The organism is Pedobacter sp. ASV1-7, assembly GCF_040203335.1.
GTDB lineage: Bacteria > Bacteroidota > Bacteroidia > Sphingobacteriales > Sphingobacteriaceae > Pedobacter.
In genome coordinates this window covers 135,598-162,187 of record NZ_JBEHBV010000010.1, presented here as the reverse complement: position 1 = coordinate 162,187, position 26,590 = coordinate 135,598, and the positions used below count along the sequence as shown (strand labels likewise).

At 43.4% G+C, this 26,590-nt stretch carries 38 protein-coding genes; 18 read left to right on the top strand and 20 right to left on the bottom strand.

Going from position 1 to position 26,590, the window contains the following annotated elements; all coding sequences use genetic code 11:
- Positions 1 to 14: 14 nt before the first annotated feature.
- Both ABDJ41_RS20600 and ABDJ41_RS20595 read right to left on the bottom strand, forming a co-directional pair.
- Positions 15 to 521, bottom strand: coding sequence for a DUF892 family protein (locus ABDJ41_RS20600; RefSeq protein WP_349788016.1), 507 nt, complete (start codon positions 519 to 521; stop codon positions 15 to 17).
- Positions 522 to 524: 3 nt separating this feature from the next.
- Complete coding sequence (locus tag ABDJ41_RS20595; RefSeq protein ID WP_349788015.1) at positions 525 to 1,259, bottom strand: SRPBCC family protein; 735 nt, start codon at positions 1,257 to 1,259, stop codon at positions 525 to 527.
- Between the two features lie 253 nt (positions 1,260 to 1,512).
- On the opposite strand from ABDJ41_RS20595, the gene ABDJ41_RS20590 reads away from it, so the two are divergent.
- Positions 1,513 to 2,436: an SDR family oxidoreductase gene (locus tag ABDJ41_RS20590; RefSeq protein ID WP_349788014.1), complete on the top strand. Its 924-nt coding sequence runs from the start codon at positions 1,513 to 1,515 to the stop codon at positions 2,434 to 2,436.
- 40 nt (positions 2,437 to 2,476) lie between these two features.
- On the opposite strand, the gene ABDJ41_RS20585 is transcribed toward ABDJ41_RS20590, so the two are convergent.
- From ABDJ41_RS20585 to ABDJ41_RS20555, 7 genes are all read right to left on the bottom strand, one after another.
- A complete protein-coding gene (locus ABDJ41_RS20585; RefSeq protein ID WP_349788013.1) occupies positions 2,477 to 2,683 on the bottom strand; it encodes a KTSC domain-containing protein in 207 nt (68 codons plus the stop codon).
- A gap of 127 nt (positions 2,684 to 2,810) precedes the next feature.
- Positions 2,811 to 3,260, bottom strand: a complete 450-nt coding sequence (locus ABDJ41_RS20580) for a ferritin-like domain-containing protein (RefSeq protein ID WP_349788012.1) — start codon at positions 3,258 to 3,260, stop codon at positions 2,811 to 2,813.
- A gap of 233 nt (positions 3,261 to 3,493) precedes the next feature.
- Positions 3,494 to 3,931 carry a VOC family protein gene (locus ABDJ41_RS20575; RefSeq protein ID WP_349788011.1) on the bottom strand — a complete coding sequence of 146 codons (438 nt, stop codon included), beginning with the start codon at positions 3,929 to 3,931 and terminating at the stop codon, positions 3,494 to 3,496.
- Positions 3,932 to 3,977: 46 nt separating this feature from the next.
- On the bottom strand, positions 3,978 to 4,550 hold the full coding sequence (locus ABDJ41_RS20570) for a Crp/Fnr family transcriptional regulator (RefSeq protein ID WP_349788010.1): 573 nt from the start codon (positions 4,548 to 4,550) through the stop codon (positions 3,978 to 3,980).
- Positions 4,551 to 4,618: 68 nt separating this feature from the next.
- Positions 4,619 to 4,942: a hypothetical protein gene (locus tag ABDJ41_RS20565; RefSeq protein WP_349788009.1), complete on the bottom strand. Its 324-nt coding sequence runs from the start codon at positions 4,940 to 4,942 to the stop codon at positions 4,619 to 4,621.
- A gap of 63 nt (positions 4,943 to 5,005) precedes the next feature.
- The gene (locus ABDJ41_RS20560; protein WP_349788008.1) at positions 5,006 to 5,350 is read right to left on the bottom strand and encodes a YtxH domain-containing protein; all 345 of its coding nucleotides are present in this window, start codon (positions 5,348 to 5,350) and stop codon (positions 5,006 to 5,008) included.
- Between the two features lie 50 nt (positions 5,351 to 5,400).
- The gene (locus ABDJ41_RS20555; protein ID WP_349788007.1) at positions 5,401 to 5,652 is read right to left on the bottom strand and encodes a hypothetical protein; all 252 of its coding nucleotides are present in this window, start codon (positions 5,650 to 5,652) and stop codon (positions 5,401 to 5,403) included.
- 181 nt (positions 5,653 to 5,833) lie between these two features.
- Between ABDJ41_RS20555 and ABDJ41_RS20550 the strand changes: the two genes are divergently transcribed.
- The 5 genes from ABDJ41_RS20550 to ABDJ41_RS20530 are packed head-to-tail and all read left to right on the top strand — an operon-like array spanning position 5,834 to position 7,551.
- The gene (locus tag ABDJ41_RS20550) at positions 5,834 to 6,535 is read left to right on the top strand and encodes a type 1 glutamine amidotransferase domain-containing protein (protein WP_349788006.1); all 702 of its coding nucleotides are present in this window, start codon (positions 5,834 to 5,836) and stop codon (positions 6,533 to 6,535) included.
- Positions 6,536 to 6,547: 12 nt separating this feature from the next.
- The gene (locus ABDJ41_RS20545) at positions 6,548 to 6,718 is read left to right on the top strand and encodes a DUF3606 domain-containing protein (protein WP_349788005.1); all 171 of its coding nucleotides are present in this window, start codon (positions 6,548 to 6,550) and stop codon (positions 6,716 to 6,718) included.
- Positions 6,719 to 6,722: 4 nt separating this feature from the next.
- Positions 6,723 to 7,076 (top strand): nuclear transport factor 2 family protein, encoded by a 354-nt coding sequence (locus ABDJ41_RS20540; protein WP_349788004.1) that lies wholly within the window; start codon positions 6,723 to 6,725, stop codon positions 7,074 to 7,076.
- Positions 7,077 to 7,102: 26 nt separating this feature from the next.
- The gene (locus tag ABDJ41_RS20535; RefSeq protein ID WP_349788003.1) at positions 7,103 to 7,324 is read left to right on the top strand and encodes a hypothetical protein; all 222 of its coding nucleotides are present in this window, start codon (positions 7,103 to 7,105) and stop codon (positions 7,322 to 7,324) included.
- The gene (locus ABDJ41_RS20530; RefSeq protein ID WP_349788002.1) at positions 7,321 to 7,551 is read left to right on the top strand and encodes a hypothetical protein; all 231 of its coding nucleotides are present in this window, start codon (positions 7,321 to 7,323) and stop codon (positions 7,549 to 7,551) included. The genes ABDJ41_RS20535 and ABDJ41_RS20530 overlap by 4 nt, the downstream gene beginning before the upstream one ends.
- Positions 7,552 to 7,582: 31 nt before the next feature.
- Here ABDJ41_RS20530 and ABDJ41_RS20525 read toward each other — a convergent pair whose 3' ends face one another.
- A complete protein-coding gene (locus ABDJ41_RS20525; RefSeq protein ID WP_349788001.1) occupies positions 7,583 to 8,233 on the bottom strand; it encodes an alpha-ketoglutarate-dependent dioxygenase AlkB family protein in 651 nt (216 codons plus the stop codon).
- Between the two features lie 201 nt (positions 8,234 to 8,434).
- Between ABDJ41_RS20525 and ABDJ41_RS20520 the strand changes: the two genes are divergently transcribed.
- The 5 genes from ABDJ41_RS20520 (at position 8,435) to ABDJ41_RS20500 (ending at position 15,218) form a co-directional block, all read left to right on the top strand.
- Entirely contained in the window at positions 8,435 to 9,172 is a 738-nt protein-coding gene (locus tag ABDJ41_RS20520) for an ImuA family protein (protein ID WP_349787999.1), read from the top strand.
- Complete coding sequence (locus tag ABDJ41_RS20515) at positions 9,139 to 10,686, top strand: Y-family DNA polymerase (RefSeq protein WP_349787998.1); 1,548 nt, start codon at positions 9,139 to 9,141, stop codon at positions 10,684 to 10,686. The genes ABDJ41_RS20520 and ABDJ41_RS20515 overlap by 34 nt, the downstream gene beginning before the upstream one ends.
- Before the next feature lie 11 nt (positions 10,687 to 10,697).
- Positions 10,698 to 13,928, top strand: a complete 3,231-nt coding sequence (locus tag ABDJ41_RS20510; RefSeq protein ID WP_349787997.1) for an error-prone DNA polymerase — start codon at positions 10,698 to 10,700, stop codon at positions 13,926 to 13,928.
- Between the two features lie 235 nt (positions 13,929 to 14,163).
- A complete protein-coding gene (locus tag ABDJ41_RS20505) occupies positions 14,164 to 14,943 on the top strand; it encodes an Fpg/Nei family DNA glycosylase (protein ID WP_349787996.1) in 780 nt (259 codons plus the stop codon).
- Between the two features lie 17 nt (positions 14,944 to 14,960).
- Positions 14,961 to 15,218 carry a hypothetical protein gene (locus tag ABDJ41_RS20500; RefSeq protein ID WP_349787995.1) on the top strand — a complete coding sequence of 86 codons (258 nt, stop codon included), beginning with the start codon at positions 14,961 to 14,963 and terminating at the stop codon, positions 15,216 to 15,218.
- 9 nt (positions 15,219 to 15,227) lie between these two features.
- Here the strand turns inward: ABDJ41_RS20500 and ABDJ41_RS20495 are convergent, their stop codons facing one another.
- Positions 15,228 to 15,401, bottom strand: coding sequence for a hypothetical protein (locus ABDJ41_RS20495; RefSeq protein WP_349787994.1), 174 nt, complete (start codon positions 15,399 to 15,401; stop codon positions 15,228 to 15,230).
- Positions 15,402 to 15,872: 471 nt separating this feature from the next.
- Between ABDJ41_RS20495 and ABDJ41_RS20490 the strand changes: the two genes are divergently transcribed.
- Positions 15,873 to 16,379, top strand: a complete 507-nt coding sequence (locus ABDJ41_RS20490; protein WP_349787993.1) for a cupin domain-containing protein — start codon at positions 15,873 to 15,875, stop codon at positions 16,377 to 16,379.
- 122 nt (positions 16,380 to 16,501) lie between these two features.
- Here ABDJ41_RS20490 and ABDJ41_RS20485 read toward each other — a convergent pair whose 3' ends face one another.
- The 6 genes from ABDJ41_RS20485 to ABDJ41_RS20460 all read right to left on the bottom strand — a co-directional run bounded on the left by ABDJ41_RS20485 (position 16,502) and on the right by ABDJ41_RS20460 (position 20,152).
- The gene (locus ABDJ41_RS20485) at positions 16,502 to 17,614 is read right to left on the bottom strand and encodes a PAS domain-containing sensor histidine kinase (RefSeq protein WP_349787992.1); all 1,113 of its coding nucleotides are present in this window, start codon (positions 17,612 to 17,614) and stop codon (positions 16,502 to 16,504) included.
- 308 nt (positions 17,615 to 17,922) lie between these two features.
- Positions 17,923 to 18,402, bottom strand: a complete 480-nt coding sequence (locus ABDJ41_RS20480; protein ID WP_349787991.1) for a DinB family protein — start codon at positions 18,400 to 18,402, stop codon at positions 17,923 to 17,925.
- A gap of 91 nt (positions 18,403 to 18,493) precedes the next feature.
- Positions 18,494 to 18,853 carry a nuclear transport factor 2 family protein gene (locus ABDJ41_RS20475; protein ID WP_349787990.1) on the bottom strand — a complete coding sequence of 120 codons (360 nt, stop codon included), beginning with the start codon at positions 18,851 to 18,853 and terminating at the stop codon, positions 18,494 to 18,496.
- Between the two features lie 47 nt (positions 18,854 to 18,900).
- Entirely contained in the window at positions 18,901 to 19,080 is a 180-nt protein-coding gene (locus ABDJ41_RS20470) for a DUF2188 domain-containing protein (protein WP_349787989.1), read from the bottom strand.
- Positions 19,081 to 19,096: 16 nt separating this feature from the next.
- Positions 19,097 to 19,327, bottom strand: coding sequence for a hypothetical protein (locus ABDJ41_RS20465; RefSeq protein ID WP_349787988.1), 231 nt, complete (start codon positions 19,325 to 19,327; stop codon positions 19,097 to 19,099).
- A 249-nt stretch (positions 19,328 to 19,576) separates the two neighbouring features.
- Positions 19,577 to 20,152 carry an arylesterase gene (locus ABDJ41_RS20460; protein ID WP_349787987.1) on the bottom strand — a complete coding sequence of 192 codons (576 nt, stop codon included), beginning with the start codon at positions 20,150 to 20,152 and terminating at the stop codon, positions 19,577 to 19,579.
- 510 nt (positions 20,153 to 20,662) lie between these two features.
- On the opposite strand from ABDJ41_RS20460, the gene ABDJ41_RS20455 reads away from it, so the two are divergent.
- The 5 genes from ABDJ41_RS20455 to ABDJ41_RS20435 all read left to right on the top strand — a co-directional run bounded on the left by ABDJ41_RS20455 (position 20,663) and on the right by ABDJ41_RS20435 (position 24,128).
- On the top strand, positions 20,663 to 21,100 hold the full coding sequence (locus ABDJ41_RS20455; RefSeq protein ID WP_349787986.1) for an Hsp20/alpha crystallin family protein: 438 nt from the start codon (positions 20,663 to 20,665) through the stop codon (positions 21,098 to 21,100).
- 63 nt (positions 21,101 to 21,163) lie between these two features.
- The gene (locus tag ABDJ41_RS20450) at positions 21,164 to 21,466 is read left to right on the top strand and encodes a hypothetical protein (RefSeq protein ID WP_349787985.1); all 303 of its coding nucleotides are present in this window, start codon (positions 21,164 to 21,166) and stop codon (positions 21,464 to 21,466) included.
- A 193-nt stretch (positions 21,467 to 21,659) separates the two neighbouring features.
- Positions 21,660 to 21,875 carry a hypothetical protein gene (locus ABDJ41_RS20445; RefSeq protein ID WP_349787984.1) on the top strand — a complete coding sequence of 72 codons (216 nt, stop codon included), beginning with the start codon at positions 21,660 to 21,662 and terminating at the stop codon, positions 21,873 to 21,875.
- A 4-nt stretch (positions 21,876 to 21,879) separates the two neighbouring features.
- A complete protein-coding gene (locus tag ABDJ41_RS20440; RefSeq protein WP_349787983.1) occupies positions 21,880 to 22,527 on the top strand; it encodes a hypothetical protein in 648 nt (215 codons plus the stop codon).
- 35 nt (positions 22,528 to 22,562) lie between these two features.
- The gene (locus ABDJ41_RS20435) at positions 22,563 to 24,128 is read left to right on the top strand and encodes an FAD-dependent oxidoreductase (RefSeq protein WP_349787982.1); all 1,566 of its coding nucleotides are present in this window, start codon (positions 22,563 to 22,565) and stop codon (positions 24,126 to 24,128) included.
- Positions 24,129 to 24,164: 36 nt separating this feature from the next.
- Here ABDJ41_RS20435 and ABDJ41_RS20430 read toward each other — a convergent pair whose 3' ends face one another.
- The 3 genes from ABDJ41_RS20430 to ABDJ41_RS20425 form a co-directional block, all read right to left on the bottom strand.
- Positions 24,165 to 24,665 carry a CinA family protein gene (locus ABDJ41_RS20430; protein WP_349787981.1) on the bottom strand — a complete coding sequence of 167 codons (501 nt, stop codon included), beginning with the start codon at positions 24,663 to 24,665 and terminating at the stop codon, positions 24,165 to 24,167.
- 118 nt (positions 24,666 to 24,783) lie between these two features.
- Complete coding sequence (locus ABDJ41_RS23060; protein ID WP_372849382.1) at positions 24,784 to 25,050, bottom strand: SemiSWEET family sugar transporter; 267 nt, start codon at positions 25,048 to 25,050, stop codon at positions 24,784 to 24,786.
- Between the two features lie 84 nt (positions 25,051 to 25,134).
- Positions 25,135 to 25,701 carry a YciE/YciF ferroxidase family protein gene (locus tag ABDJ41_RS20425; RefSeq protein WP_349787980.1) on the bottom strand — a complete coding sequence of 189 codons (567 nt, stop codon included), beginning with the start codon at positions 25,699 to 25,701 and terminating at the stop codon, positions 25,135 to 25,137.
- Positions 25,702 to 25,981: 280 nt separating this feature from the next.
- Here ABDJ41_RS20425 and ABDJ41_RS20420 point away from each other — a divergent pair, with 280 nt between their 5' ends.
- Positions 25,982 to 26,590: a DUF4142 domain-containing protein gene (locus tag ABDJ41_RS20420; RefSeq protein WP_349787979.1), complete on the top strand. Its 609-nt coding sequence runs from the start codon at positions 25,982 to 25,984 to the stop codon at positions 26,588 to 26,590.

Below are 26,590 nucleotides of genomic sequence, written 5' to 3'. Positions count from 1 at the left end.
TTTGTTTTTCTTTTTTATTTGTTGTTTTTGGCCTCAGGATATATAATGTTGGCTGAAATTTGCACGAGATGACCATAATTATTCTGATTATCGTTTGTGCTTTGTTCCAGCAATAGTACAGCGTGCTCTTGTTCTAAAACACTGGCCATGAGCTGCAGGTTTTGATAGGCTATTACTTTAGTCTGGAATATTTGCTCGCTGATGTGCAGTATTTTAATATCATTGAGTACTGACGGTTTTGCGGTTACTTTGTTTAGCTTAATGTGCTCCAGAAAAGGTAAATCCGTTTTACCAGCAGCAGCAGCAGTTGCTTTACGGTTTAATAAAGCCAGGCATTGCTTGATGCGTTCCTTTTGTTGCGGGAGATCAGCCGAGGTTAATGCCAGCGCTCTTTTAAGTTCATCCGTAACCACTGCTGCAGTTAGTTTTTCTATAACCTTACCGTATTTCTTTTCTGAGCTAAGAAAGCCCTTGAGTTGCTGAAGGTATAGCTCTGCTAAATCAGTGAGGACTGGTTTCATAATTTATACGGATAAGCCTGCGTATTGTTTAAAATCAGTTTCTTCCGCGTAGGTCTTAAAGCGCTGGATATCTTCCCGGATCATTCGCTCGAACATTCCATTGAATAAAGATGCTATGCCTCTGCCAACACTGCCAGCTGGTGGAAAGTAGTCGATTTCTATGTGCAGTTCAGTTCCTGTGCCGTTTAAGGTTTCGCGGAATTCTATTTTGCCTGCGTTGTCTATCATTGATCCTTCCAGGGATTGCCAGCCAAGATAGGTTCCTGTTTCTTCTCTGGTAATTTCAGCATTCCAGTTTAAATCTATTAACCCGCCCGGGGTATTGGCCGTCCAGAGCGAAACTTTCTCACTGATTTCCTCCACGCTTTTCATGTGTTCCATAAATTTTGGGAGGTTGGATAGCTCGCGCCAGAAGGCATATACTTTATCTATTGGGGCATTGACGGTGATGTCTTCGGTAATGTTGATGGCCTGGGGATCTGTGGTGTCTTTTCCGAGTTTTTGATAGAGGGGACAAACTCCTGTAGCTCCGCGGTAAAGCATTAGTCCGCCTGCTGCAGCGCCTTGGAGACCAAGGAAGGGATGTTTACCCATTTTTCTTAAACTTTTGTATAGTAACCAGCTTCCTGCCAGTACGGAGACAATTCTTTCTCCCTGGTCAATGTTCTCTTTTCCAGTAGTACTCAAACCGAAGGTGTCCAGACCTGCTAAAATTTGATTGCTCAATTGGTTTTTCATAAGTAAATGTTTTTAATGTTAATTGCCGGTTCTCGGTTGGTATTAACATTCGGTTTTATATTTTGTTTAAGAATGTTTGAATAAAATTAAACTGAAAAATTAATAAACAATCTCAATTTCAGGTTGTTCAAATAATTCACCTGGAACGCTATGATGAAAATGTCATTATTTTACAAACCATTGGATATAAGTTATTTAACAAGAAAACAGATGATGGTGTAAATGTAGTTTTGAAACCTTAACTGATAAAAAGATGAAAAAGAAGGAAAGTAATGCTGGTGGTAAATCGTTTTCTGCTAAACTGGAGGATCCGAAAAAGAAATATCCTAAACCACCTTTTAAAGAACAAAAACAACCCTGGCCAGGACTGGCCTGTAAAATGGATCCTGTGCCTGATCATGGGGAGATTAGTTATGTCGGCTCAGGCCGATTGACCGGGCGTAAGGCACTGATTACCGGTGGGGATTCCGGAATGGGACGTGCAGCCGCGATTGCCTATGCACGGGAAGGAGCGGATGTGGCGATTAATTACCTGCCGGCGGAAGAGCCTGATGCCAAAGAAGTGATTGAACTTATAGAAAAAGAAGGACGTAAAGCGGTAGCAATTCCAGGTGATTTACGCGAAGAAGCTTTCTGTAAGCAATTGGTTGAAAAGGCAGTGAAAGCTTTAGGTGGATTGGATATACTGATTAATAATGCCGCACATCAGCAAACTAGACCTTCTATTTTGGACATTAGCGCTGAGGATTTTGATTCGACGATGAAAACCAATGTTTATGCGCCATTTTGGATTACAAAGGCTGCTTTGCCACATTTGAAGCCTGGGTCTGTAATTATTGCTACAACCTCTGTACAGGCTACTGATCCTTCACCTGAATTATTTGATTACGCGCAAACAAAGGCAGCCAATACCAGTTATGTAAGGTCGCTTGCCAAACAACTCGGACCAAAAGGAATTCGGGTGAACGGCGTGGCTCCGGGTCCGATATGGACGCCTTTACAGGTGAGTGGTGGTGCTACGATGGAGAAGCTGAAAAATTTCGGTGGCCATACACCTTTAGGCAGACCCGGTCAACCTGCTGAATTGTGTTCTATTTATGTACAGCTGGCAGCAAGCGATTCCAGTTATACCACAGGTCAGGTTTATGGAGTAGCAGGTGGTGATGGACAACCTTAATTTATTGCATTGAGCTTATGGGGAAAAATAGAAGATGAACTTAAGTTTTACTCCTTAGTTTACGGTATTTATAGTGGCCTTTAATGAAATGATTAAAATACCTGCCTTTTGATCCCGCGGCCTTTAACATATTAGCAATATCGGCTGGAACTGATTTGTATACATAAGTGATTCCTGATACAAAAGTAATGTACAACAAACATTTTGTAGGTTCATAGTTATAGCTTTTGATGACAGAAGAGGGCATTTTAGTAAGGGTTTCGTGTAGGAGAAATAGAATTCGCCATCTTTACCAGGGACTTTAGTCCTAACTAATCAGGCTTTAGTCCCTGGTTTTGCAGATGACGATTCCTACCTCAATGCATTTATTCTACTTATGAAGATACGCTATCTCTTAGCGCTTTAATTTGATCGTGTGAGGTTCTCAAATCAGTTTTCTGCTCAGAAATGATGCTTCTTAAGTTTCCCGAAAGTCCTTCGGTCTCTAAAGCCATTTTGTAGGCTTTTTGGGCGGCGTCTTCACCGAATTCACAGTTGTTTAAAACAGTTTCACGGTCATGACCTGTAAACATTGCTTTTACGTCCATCCAGGCACGATATATTTTTCCAGATGTGGTTGTCCCTGTCTCTGCAGGAGCCCCCAGTACCTGAACTTCCTGTGTTAGGACTGCCTTGTGCTGGCCACTTTGACGGATCATTTGTAGAAATAAGGGTTTCAGGTCGCTGTCTTGTTCCTTTAATTCTTCAACTGCTCTTTCATAACCTGTAATTCGGTCGTTGTTGATCTGTATCAGATCGTTTAAGATTTCTGTGTTGTTTTCCATTTTTGTTTTTCGTTGATGTCTTACTTTAACATTCGCGGTAGAGAATGGTTTAGAGTTTTCTTAGATAAAAACGAAACGTTTTTAAAGGACTGTTAGAGGGTACTTTTTTATCTGGCAAATCATTTGAATTTTATCCAGTCTGAAATAGCCTAAGTGGGCATGATCTTCAGTTTCATCATTTCCCGCGCGAGGAATCTGAATAGGATAGCTGGATTAAGTCGGCATTTAACTATTTATCTTTCAGCGTGTAAACCGATTCTGTTGCCTTCGCTATCAAGGATAATGGCAATGTATCCTGGTGGGATTTGAATTTTAGGCGAAAGTACTTTTCCGCCTGCGGGTTCTACTTTATCCAGTACTGTCTGGAGGCTTGGGCTTGCATTGATGTAGATCAGGGGGCCATTTGCTGAGGGACTGTTTTTTTCGGATTTGGACAATACGCCGGTTACTCTACCTGAAGTGGCCTGGATGACATTGGGGTTGTAGGGAAAGAAGACACTTTCCTCATTGCCATCTGCTGCGCTAACCATTTGGATCGCTAAAATGGTTTCATAAAAGGTTTTTGCTCTTTGTAGGTCTGTTACCGGAATTTCAAACCAGGTTAGGATGTTCGCGGTTTCATCAATTTTTCTTAGTTTTTGCATAGCTGTATCTCTTTTTGTGATATACAAAAGTCAGCATTCAGGTTGTACTGATCCTGTGACGATCGTCACATAATTATCCGACTGTTCGTCTTTTTCTGATCCTGCTGAGTGTTTCTCTGGCTACCCCTAGAAATGAGGCTAGTTGCGAAAGGGGAACTCTTTGTAACATATTGGGGTGATGCTCTTCTATATACTTTAAACGATCCTGGGCGGAGTAAAGTTTAAATAAGGTTGCGAATTCTTCTTGTTTGGACGCAAATAGTCGGATGCAGTTTCGTCCCAGCGTTTCTATTTCAGGGGCCTGTTTAGCGGCTTCAAATAATTTATTCTTGTCAAAAACTATTGCTGTTAGGGGCTCGCAGGCCAGGATGTTAAAGGCTGATTTTTCGCCGCTGCTAAAGCTGTTGAGGTTTGTGGCAATGTCATTCTCGAAATAAAAGCCTGTGTTTTTGATTGCCCCGTCCATTTGATAATAACTCTTGCAGTATCCCGAATCGATATAAAATAGGGATTGGCAGTGTTCTCCTTCTGCTAATAACAGTTCATTTTTCTTAAAGTGCTTTTCTGATAGTGCGGGCTGCAGTAATTCCCAGCTTTGCTGTGAAAATGCAGTCAGGGAATTGATATAGGTTAAAAGGTTGTCCAATTTGATTAGGAATTGATTACAAGCCTGTAATTATAGTGATTTAAGATGAATAAACTTGTAATCGGCCATTAGTTCAATTCGTTTTGGTCATCGTTATTCAGGCTCAAATCATCGTCTGCATCATGGTTTAGATCATGATCTTCTTCCAGGTCTTCTTTGGTAGGTAATTCATCATCTTCCTTATCCTCAACTTTGTCATCATTTTCCGGATCTATTGGTGGATCTTGCTGGTGGAAGCTGGGGTCGAGCTCGTCTGTTTCTCCGGTAATTGTGGCCTCAATCAGTACTTTTTGCGGCTGACCTGTAGCTTGTGGTTGCTGGTAATTATCAGCGTCTGTTGCAGGTGTTTGGTTTTGATCGCTGACCTGCGATGTGTTTTCTTGGGTAGCCATGATGTTTATGTTTATTGATGAATGGGACTGCCTCTGGCTATGGCAATAGCCAGAGGTTTATATTTATTCTGTTAGTGCCTTATCTTTCCATGCTGTGGTTCCTGCTGAGGGTATTTTGATTGATGTTGGATCTTTGCGTTTACTTTCTGGTCCCTGTAGATGTGCTGCATGTTCACGCGTGGTTTCCCGCAAATCATCAAACAAATGTTCTTCCATTTCATCCTGATGGGTTGGTTGTCCAGACCTCAGTTTTTCTGCCAATAGTTTTCTGGATTCACGTCCAGATTTTGGCGCGAACAATACAGCTAATGCGGCGCCTGCTGCAAGTCCGGCGAGGAGTGCAAAGGCGGTTAGGCTATGGTCTTTTTGTGTTTGTATGGTGTTTTCAATGATTTTTCTATAGTTCATAATAAGGGGGATTAGTGGTTAATTTTTTTGTGGTAAGCAGTGGTGTGTGATCAGGGAGTGATTAACTTTTCCTTTTGGTCTTCATCATCTGCTCTTTTATTGCCTAAGTCTGGTTTTGGCGTGCTGTGTTCCGGGTTAGTTTTTACTTTTTTATGCTCGTCATTCAAATTTTCTGTAGCTGGTAATTCATGACTGCTCCTGTGATCGGTGCTGCTATGAAATTTTGGTGTGGTCAGTTCTTCTGGTTTTTCAACGTTGTATTCTGCTGATCCGGGTTTGGGAGTTTTCTTTTGATTGTTCATAGTCATATCATTAAGGGCCAAATACGGCTGGTGATTAGACTCTTATAACATTCAGTTTAGCGCATTGTTTATAGAAATTTTTAATTGATTTTTTTGAAACATTCTATATTTCAGGATGTTGGGTATAGGTTGTAGATCCTTTTATAAATATGGAATTCAATACTTGATAATGAAATAAAATATGGAGAATCTTAAGAAACACATTTTGATGGTGCTGACTTCTCATGCAGAGATGGAGCATACCGATAGTAAGACGGGGGTATGGCTGGGTGAGTTTACGGATCCTTATTATGAATTTATTGATGCGGGGTACCGCGTTACCCTGGCTAGTCCTAAGGGTGGCAGACCACCGGTTGATCCGATGAGTGAGCTGACTGAAAACATCACGGGTGCTAACCGCAGATTCCAGGATGATGAAAGCGCGAAGATTGCTTTTGCTCGAACTTATGAATTGGCACTGATGGATGCTTCAGATTATGATGCGGTGTTTTACCCGGGTGGGCATGGTCCGATCTGGGATCTGGCAACTGATGGAAACAGTGGAAGATTGATTCTTGATTTTTATAATTCCGGAAAGCCTGTGGCTGCTGTATGTCATGGTCCGGCTGCTTTGATTAAAGCAGAGGAGTTGCAGCCGGGTTTTTTGGATGGAAAAAATATTTCTGCTTTTACCAATATTGAAGAAACTATGGTGGGGAGAGCAGGGAATGTCCCTTACCAATTGGAAAGCAGGTTAAAAGAATTGGGAGCCAATTTATCCAGCGCAATGATACCTTTTGTAAGTCATGTGGAAATAGACGGATTGCTGGTTACCGGACAGAATCCTTTATCTGCTGGTCCGGCCGCAAGAGCGCTAATCAAAGTAATAGAAGAGGGATATTAAAAAGATAACATAATGAAAGAACAGGATCAATTTGCTGATGCAGATGATATCAATATGGAAAACGATTATGAAATTCAATATTGGACCAGTCAGTTGAAGGTGACCAATGATGAACTAAAAGAAGTGGTTCGGGAAGTTGGAAATAAGATTGAGGCGGTAAAAGTGTATTTAAATAAAGCCTGAGCAAATGAGGGAGAACAATAAGCAAATATTGGAACAGGCGAACGCTGCCATGACCATAGGCGACTATGAAGGTTTTCTTTCCTTCTGTACAGCAGATACGGAGTGGACTTTTGTCGGCGAACAGACCTTGCAGGGTAAGCAGGATGTGCGGGAGTATATGGCAAAGGTTTATGTGGAGCCACCTAAATTTAGGGTTGAGCGCTTGATTGCTGAGGATGATTTCGTGACGGCAATCGGTCAGATCAGCATGAAAAATGAGGATGGCAAAATGGTTGATTATGCTTATTGCGATGTATGGCAGTTTCTTGATGGGAAACTGCACAAATTGAAGGCCTTTGTTATTGCTGCTAAAACCTAATGCTGACCTTGTTGTTATCTATAGATATGGAATCATTTGAAATACAACTTTTGGAAGACCGCTTTAAAATTGAACCACTTGAAAATGGTCTTTACCGGATTATGGAAGGTGATCATAAGTTAGGTGTGATTTTTCAGGAAGCTGGGGGTGATCAGCTCAAATGGGTTAAATGGGCGACTGAGAGTGAACTTGATGATGATTTTATTCAACAGATTGGAGAGTTAATCACAGAACACAATATGCTATGAAAGCTTTTTATAATGAGATAGAACCTTATAAAATTAAAGCATCCGGCATGCAGCTGACCGTATTGCCTATGGAGGATGGTGTTTACCGCGTGTGCGATAGAAATAAGATTTTAGCTGATCTTTATCCAGAGATTACTGCGGTAGGAATTTTCTGGAATGGCTTTGGCCAGCTCCCTTTATGGTTTGTCGAAGAAATAGGCGAGCAGATTTGCGCCTGTGAAATCTAAATTGTTCACACATTCCTGCTTCTTCTGAAATTTATATGTTGAATGATGAGCTCGTTTTTGCCTTATCAAAATAAACTGGTTTTGAAGATTCCGAAATCCGGAAAGTGAGGTTGATGCGGGGACCGACCGTTCTTGCTGTTTTAGGGATGTGGTGCTCGTAGTAGTCCTGCATGGTATCACCCATCAATAGTAAACTCCCATGGGTCAGTGGAATATCCAGTCCTGAGAGGTCTTTGTTGAACTTATGACGAACTTTAAAGATTCTGGTGTCTCCAAAAGTGAGGGAAGCTATGTGATGGTGCTTGCCATCTGCTGGAAGGTTATCACTATGCCAGGCTACAGAATCTTTTCCATTTCTATAGAGGTTTAACAGGACGCGGTCGAAGCGGATGCCTGTGATCTTTTCTACTGATGCTTTAATTTCAAGTAATACCGGAGTCCACTGATGTCCATTTTCTCCGCCATAGTAAGCGGTTAGCCGGGGATCAGGAATCACCTTGTCGTACATTTTTCGTATGCGCTGTTGCCATGGGGATTCGCTTAAAAGGATGTTGTAATAGGCATCCGATTTTGGCTTATCAAAAAGATGCTGCCATAATCGCAGTTCAGTGTCAGGCAATTGGAAATCTGTATACCGCTTTATCCCTCCATCAAATAATTCCGTTGCTGAAAACAGGTTCATGTTACAAATATAAAAATTTTGATAAATAACTAAAAATATTAGCATTTAAAATGTTTTATTGTGACTTAATAGTGTTGTTTTGGGTTTTTGTCAACAAAATTCATTGAATTGTTAACATTTAATTATTTACTAACATTTTTAGTATTATGTTTGTTGTGTATTTGATAGCTGATGGAATAGTGGCGTTAAAAGGGATGAATTATGGATGCTAAAAAGGAATTATTGATCAAACTGCAGCAGGATATCCTGCTTTGGCAGGGCTTTAAGCCCCAGGCTGGGGCTAGCGCTGAAAGGATTGGACTTGGTGAAATTGAGCAGGCATTTCCGGGCGGGGTATTTCCCAAAAGGGCAATTCATGAATTTATCACCGTTTTGCCGGAGGATGCCGCATGCAGTGACGGTTTTATTGCTGGTCTGCTGGCTGTTTTGATGCAGGATGGTGCGGCCTGTGTCTGGGTGAGTACATCCCGGAGGTTGTTTCCTGCTTCATTAAATGCATTCAATGTGGAGCCGGAAAGAATTATTTTCATGGATGTGAAGACGGAGAAAGATGCGCTTTGGATTACTGAAGAAGCTTTGAAGTGTGAAGGATTGGCAGCGGTAGTTGCTGAATTGAATAATTTGAGTTTAATAGCCTCCCGCAGGTTACAGTTAGCCGTTGAGCAGAGCGGGGTGACTGGTTTTATCCTGAGAAAGGATGCCAGTAAAGCGGCGAGTACTGTAGCTACTGCGCGGTGGAAGATCAGCCCATTGCCTTCTGATACCGGAAATGGTCTTCCCGGTTTGGGGTTTCCAAGGTGGCAGGTTGAGCTGCTGAAGGTGCGTAATGGTAATCCTGGTAGCTGGGTGCTGGAATGGGCGGGAGAAAATTTTGCAGCAGTTGAGAAGTTAACTGAGCAGTCGGTGTGGCCGGAAAAACAGAAGAGGCAAATTGGATAAGTGTTATGCAAAGCCGTTTTGTTTCTATATGGTTCCGCCAGCTACTGGCTGACTGGCAGCTGATCCGCAGGCCTGAACTTGCTGATGTGCCCTTTGTATTTGCTGCGCCTGATCATGGGCGCATGATGATTACTGAGGTGAGTTCACTTGCTGCTGAAGCTGGCGTGGAAGCAGGTATGCGGGCGGCTGATGCCAAGGCGATCTGCCCGGGCTTGGAAGTGCTGGATGATAAGCCCGAACGTCCGCGTAATTTACTGCGGGGTCTTGGAGAATGGTGTGTGAGGTATTCGCCTATTGTGGCCATTGATGAATTTGGAATGGATGGGCTGTTGCTGGATGTTTCCGGATGTACGCACCTTTGGGGTGGTGAACGGGAGTATTTGAAAGAGATCGTTTCGCGTTTAAAAAGCAAGGGATATACCGTTCGGGTAGCGATTGCGGATACTCCAGGAGCTGCCTGGGCGGTATCCCATTATGGTAAAGTGACGCCACTGATTCCTGTGGGTGGGCATCCGGAGGCTTTGCTTGGCTTGGTGCCGGAGGCTTTGCGCTTGGAAAATTCGGTACTGGCTAAATTGCATAAACTGGGATTTTACCAGATTAAAAGTTTCATTGGCATGCCGCGCTCTGTATTGCGCAGGCGTTTTGGGGAAGGGTTTCTATTGCGACTGGCCCAGGCATTGGGAACCGAAGACGAGGTGCTGCTGCCGTTGCAGGTTCCGGTGCCATTTCGGGAGCGTCTGCTTTCTCTGGAGCCGATCAAAACCCGGACAGGAATTGAAATTGCGATCACTAAAATGCTGGAAAGTTTATGTAAGCGTATGCAGGCTGAGGGCAAAGGATTGCGAACTGGGGTGCTTACAGGATACCGGATTGATGGAAAGGTGGTTCAGGTGGTGATTGGTACCAGTGGTGCCAGCCATAGCCTTAGTCATTTGTTTAAGCTTTTTCAGTTAAAGATTGATCAGATCCGCCCTGGACTGGGGATTGAGCTTTTTGTTTTGGATGCGCCTAAGGTAGATGATGTACAGGTTCCGCAGGAAGAGATGTGGACCACAAAGCCAGGACTGGATGATCAGAGTGTCATTCGTTTATTAGACCGGGTTGCCGGAAGGGTAGGTGCTGAGGTGATCCACCGGTATTTGCCAGCGACACGTTACTGGCCTGAGCGTGCAGTGCTGAGGGCGGGATCGATTTCTGAAAAGCGGGCAACTAATTGGCGGGTAGAGCAACCCCGCCCAACTGAATTGCTGAAGCGACCAGACCCGATTGAGGTGATGGCATTGATTCCAGATCATCCGCCTAAGTTTTTTATTTACAAAGGAGTTAGACATCTGGTGATCAAGGCTGACGGGCCTGAGCGGATTGAACGGGAATGGTGGCTGGATGTGGGTGAACATAGGGATTATTACCAGGTGGAGGATAATCAGGGCGCACGGTACTGGCTGTTTCGCTCCGGCCATTATGGTGCTGATCAGAAATACCAGTGGTTTATTCATGGATTTTTTGCGTAAAGGATGGGGTTATGGGATATAGTGAATTACAGGTGACTTCTAATTTTAGTTTTTTGCGGGGTGCATCACATGCGCATGAGCTGGTGAACCAGGCAGAGGTTTTCGGGTATCAAAAGATTGCTGTAACAGATCGGAATACATTGGCGGGGATCGTACGGGCGCATTCGGCTTGCCGGGGAAAGAACGTAAAACTGATCCCAGCTTGCAGACTGGATCTGCTGGATGGCCCGAGTTTACTGGCCTATCCTACAGATAAGGCAGCTTATGGAAGGTTGTCTGCCTTACTCACTTTAGGGAACATGCGGGCAGAAAAAGGTTCCTGTCATCTTTCCCGGTCTGATGTTTATGCACACAGCAAAGGAATGATTTTTACGCTGGTGATGCCTGGAGTGCTTAACCGCAGGTTTGAATATGAAGCCAGTTTCATTTCAGCAGTGGCGCAATATCGTGAGGCGCTGGCTGGACAGCTGTATCTTTCAGCCACCAGAACGTATCTGGGCAATGATGATAAATTAATTTTCAGGACCAGGCAGCTTGCTGATTTTTATGGAATCCCAGTAGTAGCTACTAACGATGTACATTATCATGATCCATCCCGCAGGGAATTGCAGGATGTACTGACCTGTGTCCGGGAAAAATGTACCATACAGGAAGCAGGATTTCGTTTGCACCAGAATGCGGAGCGCTATATGAAGGAGGTGACGGAGATGCAGCGGTTATTTCGCAGATGTCCGGAAGCTATTGAAAATACCAATGTCATTGCTGAAGCCTGTAATTTTTCCCTGGATGAACTGAAATATGTTTATCCTGAGGAAATCAATCAAAGTGGACGTTCTCCATTGGAAGAGCTGGAATACCTGACCTGGAAAGGGGCGCATGAGGTATATGGAGACGTAGTTCCTGAGAAGGTTGTGAATATGATCAATCATGAAATGGCTTTTGTCAAGCAGATGGATTATGCCAATTACTTTTTATTTGTGGAAGACATTGTGCGTGAGGCCAGGTCCAGGGGGATCCTTTGCCAGGGAAGGGGCTCTGCAGCGAATTCTGCGATCTGCTTTGTCTTGGGTATTACTTCGGTTAACCCCATGAAATTTGATTTGCTTTTTGAACGCTTTATTTCTCCGGAGCGGAATGAGCCTCCTGATATTGATGTGGATTTTGAGCATGAACGCAGGGAGGAGATTATCCAATATATTTATAATAAGTATGGACGTGACCGTGCAGCCATTGTAGCAACGGTAACCCAGCAACATCAAAAGGGTGCGATCCGGGATGTGGGTAAAGCTATGGGATTATCTGTAGATACCATCAATAGGCTTTCGGGTTCTTTGTGGGAGTATACCAATGAATGGTTTGAAGGTAAAAGAATCACTGAATCGGGGCTGAATCCGAATGATCCGCATTTGAAAAAGACGCTGGAACTGACCGGGCAAATGATGGGTTTCCCACGTCAGTTGGGACAACATACTGGTGGTTTTGTGGTTACTCAAGGTAAGCTTACTGATCTTTGCCCGATCCTGAATGCCAGAATGGAAGATCGTACCAATATTGAATGGAACAAGGATGATATTGATGCTTTAGGTTTTTTGAAGGTGGATGTGCTGGCCCTGGGTATGCTGACTTGTATAAGAAAGGGATTTGATCTCTGCCGGGATCATTACGGGAAGGAGTTTACGCTGGCTAATATTCCGCAGGACGATCCGGATGTTTATGACATGATTTGTCTGGCTGATACGCTGGGTGTATTCCAGATTGAAAGCCGGGCACAGATGTCTATGTTACCCAGGTTGAAACCACGGGAATTTTATGACCTGGTGATTGAGGTGGCTATTGTTCGTCCGGGGCCGATTCAGGGAGATATGGTGCATCCTTACCTGAGAAGGCGCAATGGAGAAGAGCCGGTAGTTTACCCTTCACCGGAGCTGAAAGAGATTTTGGGCAGAACATTGGGGGTGCCGCTGTTTCAGGAGCAGGCGATGAAGATTGCCATTGTTGCGGCTGGTTTTACGCCTGCTGAGGCGGATGGCCTGCGAAGGAGTATGGCTACTTTTAAGTTCCAGGGGGCTGTCAACCAGTATGAGCAGAAACTGATTGAAGGTATGGTGGGTAAGGGCTATACGGTTGAATTTGCGAAGCGGATTTTTAAACAGCTGGAGGGATTCGGAAGTTATGGATTTCCAGAATCTCATGCGGCAAGTTTCGCTTTATTGGTGTATGTTTCCTGCTGGGTTAAACATTATTATCCTGATGCTTTTGCAGCGGCGTTGCTCAACAGTATGCCGATGGGTTTTTATCAGCCTGCACAGATTGTCATTGATGCACAGAAACATGGTGTTGAGGTACGTGAAGTCGATGTGAATTATTCTTTATGGGACAATAAGCTGGAAGAAAAATTGGGCAAGTATTTTGTGCTTCGTTTGGGCTTCAGGGAGATTAAGGGAGTTCGTGAGGATGAAATGGAGATTCTGGTAGAGAATAGGGGTGATGGTTATAAGTCTATAACTGCTTTGCGGGATGCAGGTGTGTCTCTGGGTGCTTTGGAAAAGCTGGCAGATGCGGATGCCTTCCGGTCAATGGGAATGGATCGAAGGAAAGCATTATGGGAAGTGTCTGCATTGCAGGATATGCCGGTTGAATTGTTCAAGGGGCAAGCTTCGGAAAGTGTGCTGGAAACTCAGGTTGAATTGCCTCTGATGAGTAAGGGGGAACATGTTGTGCAGGATTATGCCACCGTTGGTTTATCACTAAAAGCACATCCGGTGAGTTTCGTTCGTGCTCAGCTGGATATGTTAAATATCCGTTCTTGCCACACGATTAACAATGATTCCGTCAATGGACAGCTGGTTAAAGTAGCAGGGTTGGTGCTGGTTCGTCAACGGCCTGGAACGGCTGGAGGGGTATGCTTTATTACGATTGAAGATGAATCAGGTTATTCAAATTTGGTGGTCTTTGAGAAATTGTTTGAGACCTTTCGTAAGGAAATTCTGCATTCCAGGTTACTGATGGTCGAGGGTAGATTGCAGCGGGAAGGTCATGTGGTACACGTGATTGTGAGTAAGTGTTTTGATCTCACTAAGATGCTGGGTAAACTGGTACAGCGGGAAGTTGATGATTTACCTGTATTGACATTAGCTAGGGGTGATGAAAAATCTGCGCCATATTCGGCTCAGAATAAAAGCGCAGAGGCTGGGAGAGAAGTTCCTAAAGAAGTGTTTCATGGCGGCCGGAATTTTAAATAGTGTGGATTGGATGTAAGAAATTAGAGTGCTGAATTTGCTTGATTCTCAATTCGCGAATTGAGAATATGCTTGTATTAGAGTTCAATGTCTGATACCGGTTTGAGATAATACTGACCACTTCACCAGATACAGACTTTTTCGCTTTGAAGCTAAAAGTAAAGGAGGTTCACAATCTCTGAAACTTTATCTTTTCAATATTGTTCTGATTAAGTCTTTAATTTTAATACATCTGTATATGCCCGAATTACCTGATCTTGAAGTCTTCGCTGCTAACCTGGAAAAACGGTTTAAGCATAAGACCCTGGAGCGCCTGGAAGTGCAGGTCGCTAAAAAGCTGAATGTGCCGGAAAAGGAGCTAAAGGAAACCTTAGAAGGGCATCAGCTGACTGCGGTAAAACGAGAAGGAAAAACCATTCAGCTGCATTTTGGAGCTGAAAGGGTATTAGGGTTACACCTGATGCTGCATGGAGCGCTAAAGCTGATTGAAGCGGATGATAAAATAAAATATCCCATTATTTCATTTTATTTTAAAGCAGGGGATGGTTTTGCATTGTCAGACTTTCAAAAAGCTGCAACTCCTACCTTAAATCCTGCAGCCTCGGGGGTGCCGGATGCGCTTTCCAAAGAAATGAGTGTAGCCTATCTGGAAGGGGTTTTGGCGAAAAAGAAAGCGCCCATAAAAACAGTATTGATGGACCAGCATATCATCCGGGGTATCGGCAATACTTATGCGGATGAAATTTTATGGGAGGCAAGGATTTCTCCCTTCTCGCCCGCTAAAGCGATTCCTAAAGCGAAAGTAAAGGAGCTACATCAGGTGATCGGAAAGTTGTTGCGTAAGGAAATTGAGCAGATCAGCAAAATGTTACCCGATGAGCTGGGTGGAGAGATTAAGGATTTTTTAAAAATCCATGGAGCCGGGATCAAAGAAAGTCCGACCGGTAAAAAGATACTGGTAGAGGAGATTGGGGGCCGTAAATCTTATTATACTGAGGAGCAGCAATTGTACCAGTAACATATAAAAAAAATCTGATGTTAAAAGAAACCATTTTAAAGGTACTCGGTAAACAGTATGCAGCAGATTCCATGATTGAAATCAGATCGGGCAGGTATGATCTGGCGTTTAAAACAGATGACCGGGGTCGGCCCATTCTGTTATTTATGGGACAAAAGGATGCCAATGGTAAAATTAAGGGTGAGCGGTACGCAAGACGCTTGCTGACAGACACTGAAGGTAGGGTGGTAAAAGATCATTGGGATCATAAGGGCAAAGCTACCGCACAATTGTAAATAAAAGCTTTATTTTTGTTTGTCCTTATTGGGATTAAGCAGTTCGGCACACTTTTTAAGTGTTGCATTCAGGACTTCATTTAATTCCCGTGACTTCTTTTTCAGGGCGGCACCTTTACGGGAAAGGGCACGCATTTTACGGTTATAATCGTGTGCTTTTAATAAGTCAGGGGTAATCTTCATGGGCTTTCGATTTCAATCGAATTTAAGCAAATTAAAAATCAATTCAAATGTTTTGTTTTAAAATTTAAACATGCACGAGCTGTAAATCTATTGGTGTTTCAGCGGCGATTTGATTGACGGATTGACAGTTACTGATTTAGTATACAGCTATTTATATATTTTTTAGAACAATCTTGCAGCGGGAATTGTAATACAGGTAACTAAGAAAGGAACTGGCATCATGAAAGATCAAACCCTTAGCCCGGTTAAACAGAAGAAGCCACATGGGCAAAACCTAAAAAAACTGTATCAGCGGATAATGAAGGCCCGCAAAAGTATGGTCCTGCCGATATGGAGTGTACAGTTTAGAGAATTAAAGTTTAAACAATAGCATTTCAACTTTAATTTTGCTGGAATGGCCTGGGGCAGGTCCCGGCATCTTTGGCTGAAGAGATCGGCCAATTTATTTACGTTTGCGAAATTTAATGGCTTATGGATACCGCTGAAATTTATCATTTTATGGATGACGGGGTTACGCCCAATAATAGCTTTCCTGTCGTTGTTTACCGAAAGGTAATTGAATTTGAGCCGGAGCATGCGGCGGACTGGCTGGAAGATCGTTTTGAGCAAAATGGTTGGACCAATGCGTTTCGCTGGCGGGTATATGATTATCATCATTACCACAGCAATACGCATGAAGTATTGGGTATATATTCCGGTACAGCATCCCTGCAACTGGGTGGTGAACAGGGGCGACAGCTGGAAGTTCACCCAGGAGATGTGTTGATACTCCCGGCAGGGACGGGGCATAGGTCCATTCATCACAGTAAGGATTTTTCGGTAGTTGGGGCATATCCAGATGGTAAGGAACCCGACCTGATCCGATTAGAGGATAAGCGGCCTGAGGATGTAAGTGGAAAGATAGCTCAGGTGGGATTACCTCATCATGATCCGGTATACGGTCAATCAGCGGAAGGACTTTTAAAGATCTGGCAATGAGTGAGTCTATGCTGAAAGTAATGGATTGTGGTGGTGCCTTTATAGTGGCGGGAGGCTAAATGCCTGTTTTTATGTAGATGGGGGGCAATGCGCTTTATGGTGGGATATGGTCTGGCTGATCCTTAATCTTGAGGCTCGATATCTAGGAAAAAATAAAAAGTAGATCCTTCTCCTTGTTTACTGTCAACCTGAATTATGCTGTTGTGGTAACGCAGGAATTCGGCGACTAGATATAGACCTATGCCAAAGCCGGTGGTGTGTTTGGTCGCGAGATTCTCTATCCTTTGGAAGCGTTGAAATAGTTTTTTTTGATCTGCTTTTGCAATTCCAATGCCCTTGTCCTGTACAAATATTTTCACCCTTGAGCCCTCAGGTTCATAGCCTACAGTGATGGTACTAGACTCAGGAGAGTATTTAATGGCATTACTGATCAGGTTGATCAGCACCTGACTGATCTTTGCATAGTCTGCAGCAATACGTACCTGTCCGCTATGTATGAGTTTGATGTTATGGGAATGGTGCGTCAACTGTAATTCCTGAACAACCTCTTGAATGAGCAGGTGAAGTTCCAATGACTCAATGTTGAGGTTGACTTCAGCTTGTTCAAGCCTGGAGATATGAAGGAAGTCGTTGATCATTTTTGTCATGCCCAGTGCTAGTTTCTCGGTTCGCCGCAGGGATTGGGTGATGAATGCATCTCCGGATTTTGCAGACCTGGACAGCATGATCTGAATGAAGGCTAAAATGGAAGTCAGCGGTGTTTTAAGTTCATGGCTAACCATAGAGACAAAATCATTTTTACGCTGCTCTTCCTGAACAATAGCGGTGACATCCCTGGTGAAGCAGCGTGTATGAATAAATTTTCCGTCCCTGGTTAATACATTAGAGCTGATCAGTACATGTTTGATGGAGCCATCTTTACATTTGACCCTTGCGCGGTAATTATGGAGTGTTTCATTATTTTTTAGCCTGCATAAAATGTCTTCGATAATCTCGGCATCGGCATGGAAGGCACTGATGGGTTGTCCGATATACTCATCTTTTTCATAACCCAATGCACTGAGTTCGGCCTGGTTGGCCCAGGTGATGATTCCCAGGTGATTCACCCAGTGAAGGGGAAGGGCTGCATTTTCGATAAAATCAGTCAGTTCTTCATTGATCTGCATCAATTCTTTGATACGGACTTTGTCAGCAGCAATTTCCTGCTGAAGTTCTTCAATTGATTTATTTTTCACAGGCGTTATTTTGTTGCAAAATTACAGGAATTTCTTGAACAATATTGATCTTATTCATTCGATATATAGATTGATTTTTGATGATGAAATTGTTCTAAAAATCGAACTTCAGGAATTCAGTGATTTATTTACAGAGGGTATCCTTAGGATACGTTTTTGGTAAGGGCTTCGTTTAAGCCTCCTTCTCCAGCTAAAATGGCTTGGTTTTGAGGATTCTGAAGTCCGGAGGGGAAGGTTGATGCGGGGGATAGGCTGGATAGGGTTGAACTGGAGTGTTTACCTGATGGTAGGGAATTGGATATTTAACATTAAAAGCGCATTACATCCGTATCCGGTGGAGTGTGACCGAGCAGCCTGGCCATGGTCATGGCCTGGCCTTTATGGTGAAACTCGTGGGTAATGACATGAGTGAATATGCTGTAGGCATCAGTTTCAATGTATTTTTCCGGCCATTTATAGCCTTTAACGTCCTGCGTTGGGGCTGCTGAGAAATGTGCGATAAAACCTGCCATGATTTTATCTATCTGCGCAAACAGTTTTTCGATCTGGGTTATATTTAAAGGCTGGTCCTGATCGTAGTAAGTGGAGGCACCATTCATTGCAAAATTCCCTGCCCAGGCGATATAGGTATTGGCAATATGCACATACATATAGGAAATGGTTTTGTCCAGAAAGACGGGGAGTGGCTTTGCCAGATCATCCATGAGGTTTTCTTTCAGGAATTGGAAAACGACTTGCCTGGACTGCTGGACCAGCTTGTATTGTGCATAAAGTAAATCTGATTGCATAAAATAAATGTATGCAAAATTCCCTTGTGTTGAAGCCTCACCTCATTTTTGTCTGAGTTAGTCAAAAAGGATTGCGGACAGGACTGTTTTGCTATTTGATGTTGTCCACTACATAGGAACTCATTTTTACGATTTTATCATTTTTAAAATGGTAGATGTCGCAAAAGTTGCTTTCGTACTGTGTGCCGTCTTTTTTTGTAGTAGTACTGCTGCCCTGTACCGAGGCCATATCGCCTTCAATCACGATGGTGCTGAAGCGGAAGTTGCTGTGTTGAGCAACATTGCTGCCATCCATCTGGTTGATTTCTGCTATTCCGTTAAAGGTGGTATGACCAGATGCGCTGTACATGTCCCAGACGATGTCTTCTGCGAAGTAGTCCATAAAAGACTCCAGTTTGTTTTCGGTAAACAGGTGGTTAATTTGCTCGATAAGTTCTTTTGTTGTGGCCATGATGGTAAAATGTAGGTTAAAACTATATGTTTGAGGGAGGCTGCTGTTTAGGCTTTCCCTTTCTTTTTTTGCCTGAGTTCTTTGGCTTTTTTCAGGCCTGTGGCTATGGCCAGACCTTCATCGCCACTTTCTTCTAATATTGCGTTGGCGATTTCTACTGCTTTTTCCCTTAGTTTAATGGGAAGGTTTTTATAGGAGGGTGGATAGGTTCCTTTGGGCCAGGGCATAATGTTTTGATTTTGGTTAAAGTTTCCAGTTTTCGTGTGCTTGAATTTGATCCCGGATGGAATTCAGCAGTGGCATATCCAGTTCGCATCCCTGGCTTTCGCATCGGGCATGGTCTTTTTCGTCCAGTTGAATTGTTCCTATGGTTTCTCCTTCAATGTAAATCTGATAACGTGCGTTACCTAAAGGTTTGATGTCGTAAAACTTCCCTTGCCCGTTATCTGCTACTTCTATTTTAAATTCTTCCATCGCTTTTAGTATTTATCATATTCAACAATGTAATTGCATTATTGTTTAAAATTGGGCAGGAGTGGCTTGATTATGAGGGAATTGTCAGCTCATTTTAATTGTTTCAGAAGTTTACAGTCAAATATTTAGGCAATCCATGTTTAGTTTTAATCGTTACTGAGGCCCGGATTTTCCGGGTCTTGGTTTTTTATAAGGGACTGTATGTTCGATGATGGGGCTCTTATTTAAACCCGTATGTCAGCGTTGATCTTATGCCTGCTCATCTGGAATTTCCAGCATGCTATGTAACAATGGCCATACCCGCTCAGCGATGATCTGGTAACCTGCGGCATTGGGGTGAAGTCCGTCAGGCATATTCAGCTCTGGCTTTCCGGCAACGCCTTCGAGTAAAAAAGGTAAATAACTCATTCCGTATTTTTCGGCCAGGCCTCTATAAAGCTTGCGGTAAGGCTCCGCTTTTGCCTGTGTGATCCAGGCAGGAAGTTCCATTCCCAATAAAGCCAGCTTAACTTCCGGGTTAGTTTCTTTTACGCGCTGGATGATCTTTTCCAGATTGGCGGCTGTTGCAGCAGGTGAATGACTCTGGAGCATATCATTTGCACCAAGAGCAAGGATAAATATAGCTACTGGCGAGCGCAATACGTTTTCCAGTCGGTATAATGCAGATTGAGTGGTATCTCCGCTGATTCCTGCATTAATAATTTGGTAAGGAAAACAACTTTGATTGATTTTCTGCTGTAATAGTGCCGGAAAGGATTCAGTGGGGGCTGAGCGCAAGCCGTATCCTGCGGTGAGGCTATCGCCAAAAAAGATGATTTGTTTCATTCGGTGCTTATTGACTGTTATGGGCTGTCCAAACCAGATCCGCTGTGCGGTAGTCTAATTTTTCAGCTTGCGCGAGGTAGTTATCTTTTACGGACTCGGGTATAGAGCTTGTTCTGGCTCCTTTTGGTATGCTGATTTTGCAGGCATTGAAAAGTGTCGCGCAGGTACTGAGTGCTAAGCTGAAGTATAGTAGGTTTTTTCCGCATTGTTCATATTGGCTATTTGTTTCATCTGGATAGGTGTATGCACCTGTTAAGGATTCATTTACTTAACTAGGGTAACAATTGCGGATGAATATAGTTTCGGGGTTGAATGGATCAGCTGGGATTTGGAGGTGAATTTTTGGCATTATGAAACTGAAATTTTTTCACTGCTGCTGAAAATTTTTCAGTCTGAGCGGGTGTTTTTGGCATTGGCATTTTGCTTGTATTGGGAAAACTGAACGCGAAGTTCATGAGTTTAATTAATTGTATGTTTTAATCATTAAATCAAATTAAGGAGGAAAAACCTATGACACTGGTTAAATTTAATCCAAAAAGTAACAATTCATTAATGCCTGGCTTTAATGATGTTTTCGATTCTGTTTTCAATGATACTTTTTTCTCTGACCGCATGATGACTAAGGTGCCTGCGGCTAACATTTCTGAAAGTGCGGATCATTTTCATGTGGAGCTGGCTGCCCCTGGTCTGAAAAAGGAGGATTTTAAGTTGAAGCTGGAAAGGGATGTGTTGAGCATTTCGGTTGAGCAGGTGCATGAGGATCAAAAACAAGAGCGCAATTATGCGAAACGTGAATATAGTTATAGTTCGTTTGTGCGTTCTTTTACTTTGCCTGAAACTGCGGACCAGAATGGAATTGAGGCGAAATACAATGATGGGGTATTGTGTATTGATATTCCTAAACGGGAGGAAGCGAAAGTGCAATCCCGCCAGATTGAGATCAAGTAATTAATGGTTTTAAATTTAGGTTGACCGGGCCGCTCTTTAGGGAGCGGCTCTTTTATGTGATAGATGATGGAAACAAGTTATGAGATTTCGCTGAATATGAAAACCCTAAAAGGGATGGAGACCTACGGGTGTTTTTCGCTTGGGGAGGATGAGGGGTTTGCCAGGTCTGTCTTTGGGTTGATGCAGGGAGAGGATTTGGTATTTCCAAGTGCTGTGATTACAATTGATTTGATAAAAAGGGAAGATGGTGTGCCTTTTCCACTTGGTTTAAGACACTGCAGTTATGAGCAGCTGGGATGTAATGTGAAGCTAATTACTAAGGAGTTGTTTAAGCAGTTGAATTTGGAAGGGGCGAAAATTAAGTAGGATTACTCGGATCGTATAATTTCCAAGTCTTAAATTCAGAAAACGCTTAGATCCATTTTCAACTGGAAGCCCTCCATTCATTTTTTCTCAAGGTCGTCCGCTGGTCATGTCTCTGTACTTAAGATAACTCGCAATTGCTGAAACTTCATTTTAAATATCATACAGACGAAACATTTTCTTACCTGGGTGGTTAATGATTATCATCAGTATTCTGGGTACTATTTTAATGAAGTTGGAAGATGCTTTTGTAATCAATGGACATGTGGCGGATGGATATCGGCAGAGGATTTATTATGGCGCTGCTGATGAATTTGTCTGCGGTGCTTATTTTTCGGTCAATGAAATTCTGGGAACCATGGGCTTGGGTACGGAAGTTAGCCTGGGTGATAAATATAAACCTAACCTATAAAACTATGGAAACAAATAAAGAAAATAGTGAGCCGGGAGCGGCACATGTGCCGCATCAGTACACAGGATCAGAAATTAATGTGGTTGAAAAGATACAGCTGGCTTCTGAGTCAGAAGCAATTCACTTTTTTAAAACGGTAAAGGAACGTTTGCTGGATGTAAACCGCTGGAGGGAAATTGCAGGGGGATCGATGTCAGACTTTTTTTTGACAGATGCAGCGGGAAATCTGGTGCAGCGTAAAGCGACAAGTGGTGATCATATTCGGATTGATATTCCGGGGCCGGGTGGCCAAACCGGCGGTGGTTATGACTGGGTAACTATTGAAGAAATTAAAATGCAGGTTTTGGATGATGCAGAGGTGTTGAGCATGACCGCAAGGCCATCCCCAAATCCGCTGACCGGCAATGAAGACACTGCACATTTTCTTACCGATGAAGCAACATCTACTTTCCAGGTGAAGCGCATTGGTAATGCAATCTATGCGGAAGAACATGGTCGCAATGAGGTTCCTAATACCGATACGGACAATACGCTGGACAATATCCGAAATACTTTTGTGGGCTGGGGCGCTAAGGTTGGTTTCTCTTATCCGCAGTGGAAAGCTTTGGTTAAAGGGCTCCTGAATCATGATAACCCTTACCACTCTGCTTAATTTATATTGATCACTTTTATGTTAAACGGGTAAAGATGGAAAATAGTAAACAGAATGCTGCGTTGAGAGACAGTACAAGTACCATCCCCTGGCAGGAAGCCTCAGTGGGGGCTGGAAATCAACCAATAGGAGTTGGACATCAGGCAGGTAAGTTATACGATTGCCTGGTTATTGGAGCGGGTATTACCGGGATTACCACAGCGTTGTTATTGCAGCGTGCAGGACTTTCCTGTGTGATAGCTGAAGCAAGACAAGCTGGCTTTGGAACAACTGGAGGCACTTCTGCGCATTTGAATACTTTTTTTGATGCGACTTATCCGGAAGTGGAGAGTGATTTCGGTGAGCAAGCAGCTAAATTACTGGCCGCAGGAGGCAAACAGGCGATGGGTATGATCGAAGGTTTTGTGAAAGAGCTGAACATAGATTGTGATTTTGAATTTAAGTCGGCCTGGCTGTATGCGGAGAATGAGAAAGAAAGCAAGCAGTTGCAGAAAATCCTGGAAGCTGCTCAACGGGCAGGGATTGCGGTGGAGTCTGCAGAGGAAAACCTGGTGCCGGTGCCTTTTGATTCGGTGATCCGTTTCAAGGGGCAGGGACAGTTTCATCCTCTAAAATACCTTAATGGACTGCTGGCAGAGTTTCTAAAGCTGGGCGGTGTATTGCTGGAGAACACTAGGATCAGGGAAAGCAGTTTTGAAGACGGGGTCTTTGCTGCAAAATCTGATGCTGACATGATCCTTACGAGGAAAATGGTCTATGCTACGCATATTCCGCCGGGGATAAACCTGATGAGTTTAAGGAATGCGCCTTACCGCAGTTATGTATTAGGGCTGAAGTTGAAAGACGGGAATTATCCTGATGGCCTGGCTTATGATATGCAGGAGCCTTATCATTATTTCCGGACTCATGTAATTGATGGACAGTCTTATTTAATTGTGGGTGGTGAAGATCATAAAACCGGTCACGATGGTCCGGAAGCTGCCTTCCAACGTTTAAAGGATTATGCTGGTCGATATTATGCAGTGGAATCGGTGGTTTACCAGTGGTCGGCGCAATACTATGTGCCGGTAGATGGATTGCCTTATGTCGGGCAATTACCAGGTGCTGCTGAGGGGACTTATGTGGCTACGGGATTTAATGGCAACGGGATGATGTTCGGAACACTTTCGGCAAAGATCATTTCAGATCTGGTTTTGGATAAAGAAAATGAATATGCCAGTTTATTCAGGCCTTCCCGGATGAAGCCTGTAGCTGGATTTAGTGAATTTGTAAAGGAAAATGCGGATGTGGCATGGCATTTTATTGTCGACCGGTTTTCTTCTTCGCATTTGCAGGCGCTTACTGACCTTAAACCAGGGGAAGGAAAGCTGGTGGATTTTGAAGGGAAAAAGCTGGCGATTTATAAGGATGATGCTGGAAAGGTAACTGCACTAAACCCTACCTGTACACATGCAGGTTGTACCGTTCAGTTTAATGCGGCTGAGCAAAGCTGGGACTGTCCTTGTCACGGTGGAAGGTTTGATGTTTCAGGGAAAGTGCTGACCGGGCCTCCGACGATAGATCTGGAAACTGTGATCATCAGCTATGATAAGCAGCCCTGAGGCCCCTTTGAGTAGTGAAATGAAGGGTGCAGCAGCTTATTTTAAGTTTTTTAAGTATTGATGCAGGTGTTTGGCGAGAAAGGTGATGGTCTGGGATATAATCTCGTCCGGGGCTCCCTGGAAGAAGATTCTTTCGTCAAGCACTTGCTGCTGTCCTTGGAGGCCATGGAGGAACATGGTACCTACGGGTTTCCCCGGGGTTTCACTTCCGCCTGGTGCGGTCAGGCCGGTACAGCCAATGTGAATATCCGCTGGGATGAGTGTTTGGACTCCTTTGGTGATTCCTCGGGTGACAGTTTCTGATTCAGGTGTAAATTCTTTGAGCTGTTTTTTTGGAACATCGAGCAGACTGCATTTTAAATCTGCGTCGTAACAGACAATGCCGCCTTTGAGAAATTTACCGGCATCAGGTACCATGGCAAATGCAGCGGATATACGCCCGGCAGTCGCACTTTCGGCAAAGGCTATGGTCAGCTGATGTTTGATCAGTAACTTGCCGCATCGTTTTAGCTCTGTGTCATCTACGTCTTTTTTCATTAGTTTAATCAGGATTAATCATTGTCAGTGCTATTTCCCGGTTTCCATATGCGGGGCATCAACTGGTTTGGATTCAGTTTTTTTTAAAAACGTATAACATTTTGTAGCTGTTTAGGGTTTAGTTGTTTTTTCTCCGGTATTTCCACTTGCAAAACAGCATGGCCGTATTGAGCAGTAAGGAAAATATGTTGGTGGAGATGATTGGAATATCCGATTTGGAACAGCCGTAGTAGATCCAGAGGGAATTTCCAATGATCAGTACAATGAACATGATCCAGGATACATCGGACGCTTTTTTCTCCTGTATGGTTTTAACCAGTTGGGGTATCACCGAGGATGAGGTACAGATGCCCGCTGCAAGTCCCAGTATTTGAATGGATTCCATAGGCATGTGTTATTTTGGTTGATCTATGCAGGGGCTTTACTCCCCCATAGCGCTGGACTAAGGGGAAGGAAAGCTTAGGTTTTTTTACTCAGCTGCCGCCTGCTCGTTGATTGAGCTGACTGCAATTTCAGTGAGTGCTACGTCGGTTGCTTTTTCGTTGTCCAGGGTAAACTGAAGCAGTTCGGCTACATCGTTATGTCCCATGTTTTGGGCGAAAACTACTAGTGTGCCGTAGGTTGCAATTTCGTAGTGCTCTACCTTTTGAGCAGCGAGTATAAGCCCTGCGTCACGGATCATGGTATCAGCTTCGGTATCTTCGATTATACCTTCGGCTTCTTTCAGCAATCCTTCCATGGCATCGCATTTTTTGGCCTGAGCTTTTTCATCCAATAGCTGGAAAACCTGCTCGAGGGTGGCGATGTGGTTATTGGTTTCTTCCGTATGTTTTTCAAAGGCGGCTGCCAGTTCCGGACTGGTTGCTGCTTTTTTCATTTTAGGGAGGGCTTTGGAAAGGTGTTTTTCTGCCCAGTAGATGTCTTTCAGTTCGTCCACGAAGAATTCATGGAATTCTGAATTTTCGATTTTCCCTGTTTTTGATTTTGTGTTCGATTTTGTGGCGGTCTTTGCGCCGGTTTTTGTTGTAGTTGCCATAATTTTAGTTTTTCAATAGTTAAATGTTCTTGATTTTAGTGCTGCATTACAATCAACTGCGGGGAAATAACCAGCAATCTTAAAAAATTGTTTAAACTTTTTTAAAATGGATAATTTTCGCTGAGAACTATAGCTGAGTGTGATGCTAATGTAGGTGTTTAACATTGGTGGCAGGGGATTGTTTTGTTTTTGTTTGTTAACTTTTCAGGTTGGTATTTAAAACTTTTTGCTGCCACAGCGGTTAATGCTTTTGTCTATTATATATCTAATCCTCAAGACTATGAAAACTAAAAGTATGTTAAAATTTTCTGCTGCCCTGGTGATTTTTTCGGGGCTTATGGCCTGTCAGAATACAGACAGAAGTGGCAATGCACAACTGGACAGTGCTCCTGTTGGCAGCGATTCTTTGCGTAGGACTGACACTTCAGATGCGCCTAAGGATGTAACCCATATGAGTAAGGTGGATGGTGACGGCGCGGCTTTTATGGATACCGCTGCTGTTGGAGGTATGATGGAGGTTGATCTGGGTAAACTGGCACTTGAAAAGTCTTCAAATGCAGAGGTTAAGAAATTTGCCGCGCAAATGGTTGCTGATCATACTAAAGCTGGTAGCGATTTAAAAGCTGTGGCAGCGAAGCTGGAGCATTTGTTGCCTGCGAGCTATCCAGCGGATGTAAAAATGCATATGGATGAAATGAAGAAACTAAGTGGAAAAGCGTTCGATAAGCATTATATGGATATGATGGTGAATGACCATGTCAAAACCCTTGATTTGTTTAGATCTGCAAGCAGTTTAAGAGGGGAGATTAAGGATTTTGCTGCCCGTACGCTTCCGGTTTTAGAAAAACACCATCAGATGGCTAAGGAAATAAATGCTTCGCTGAAATAA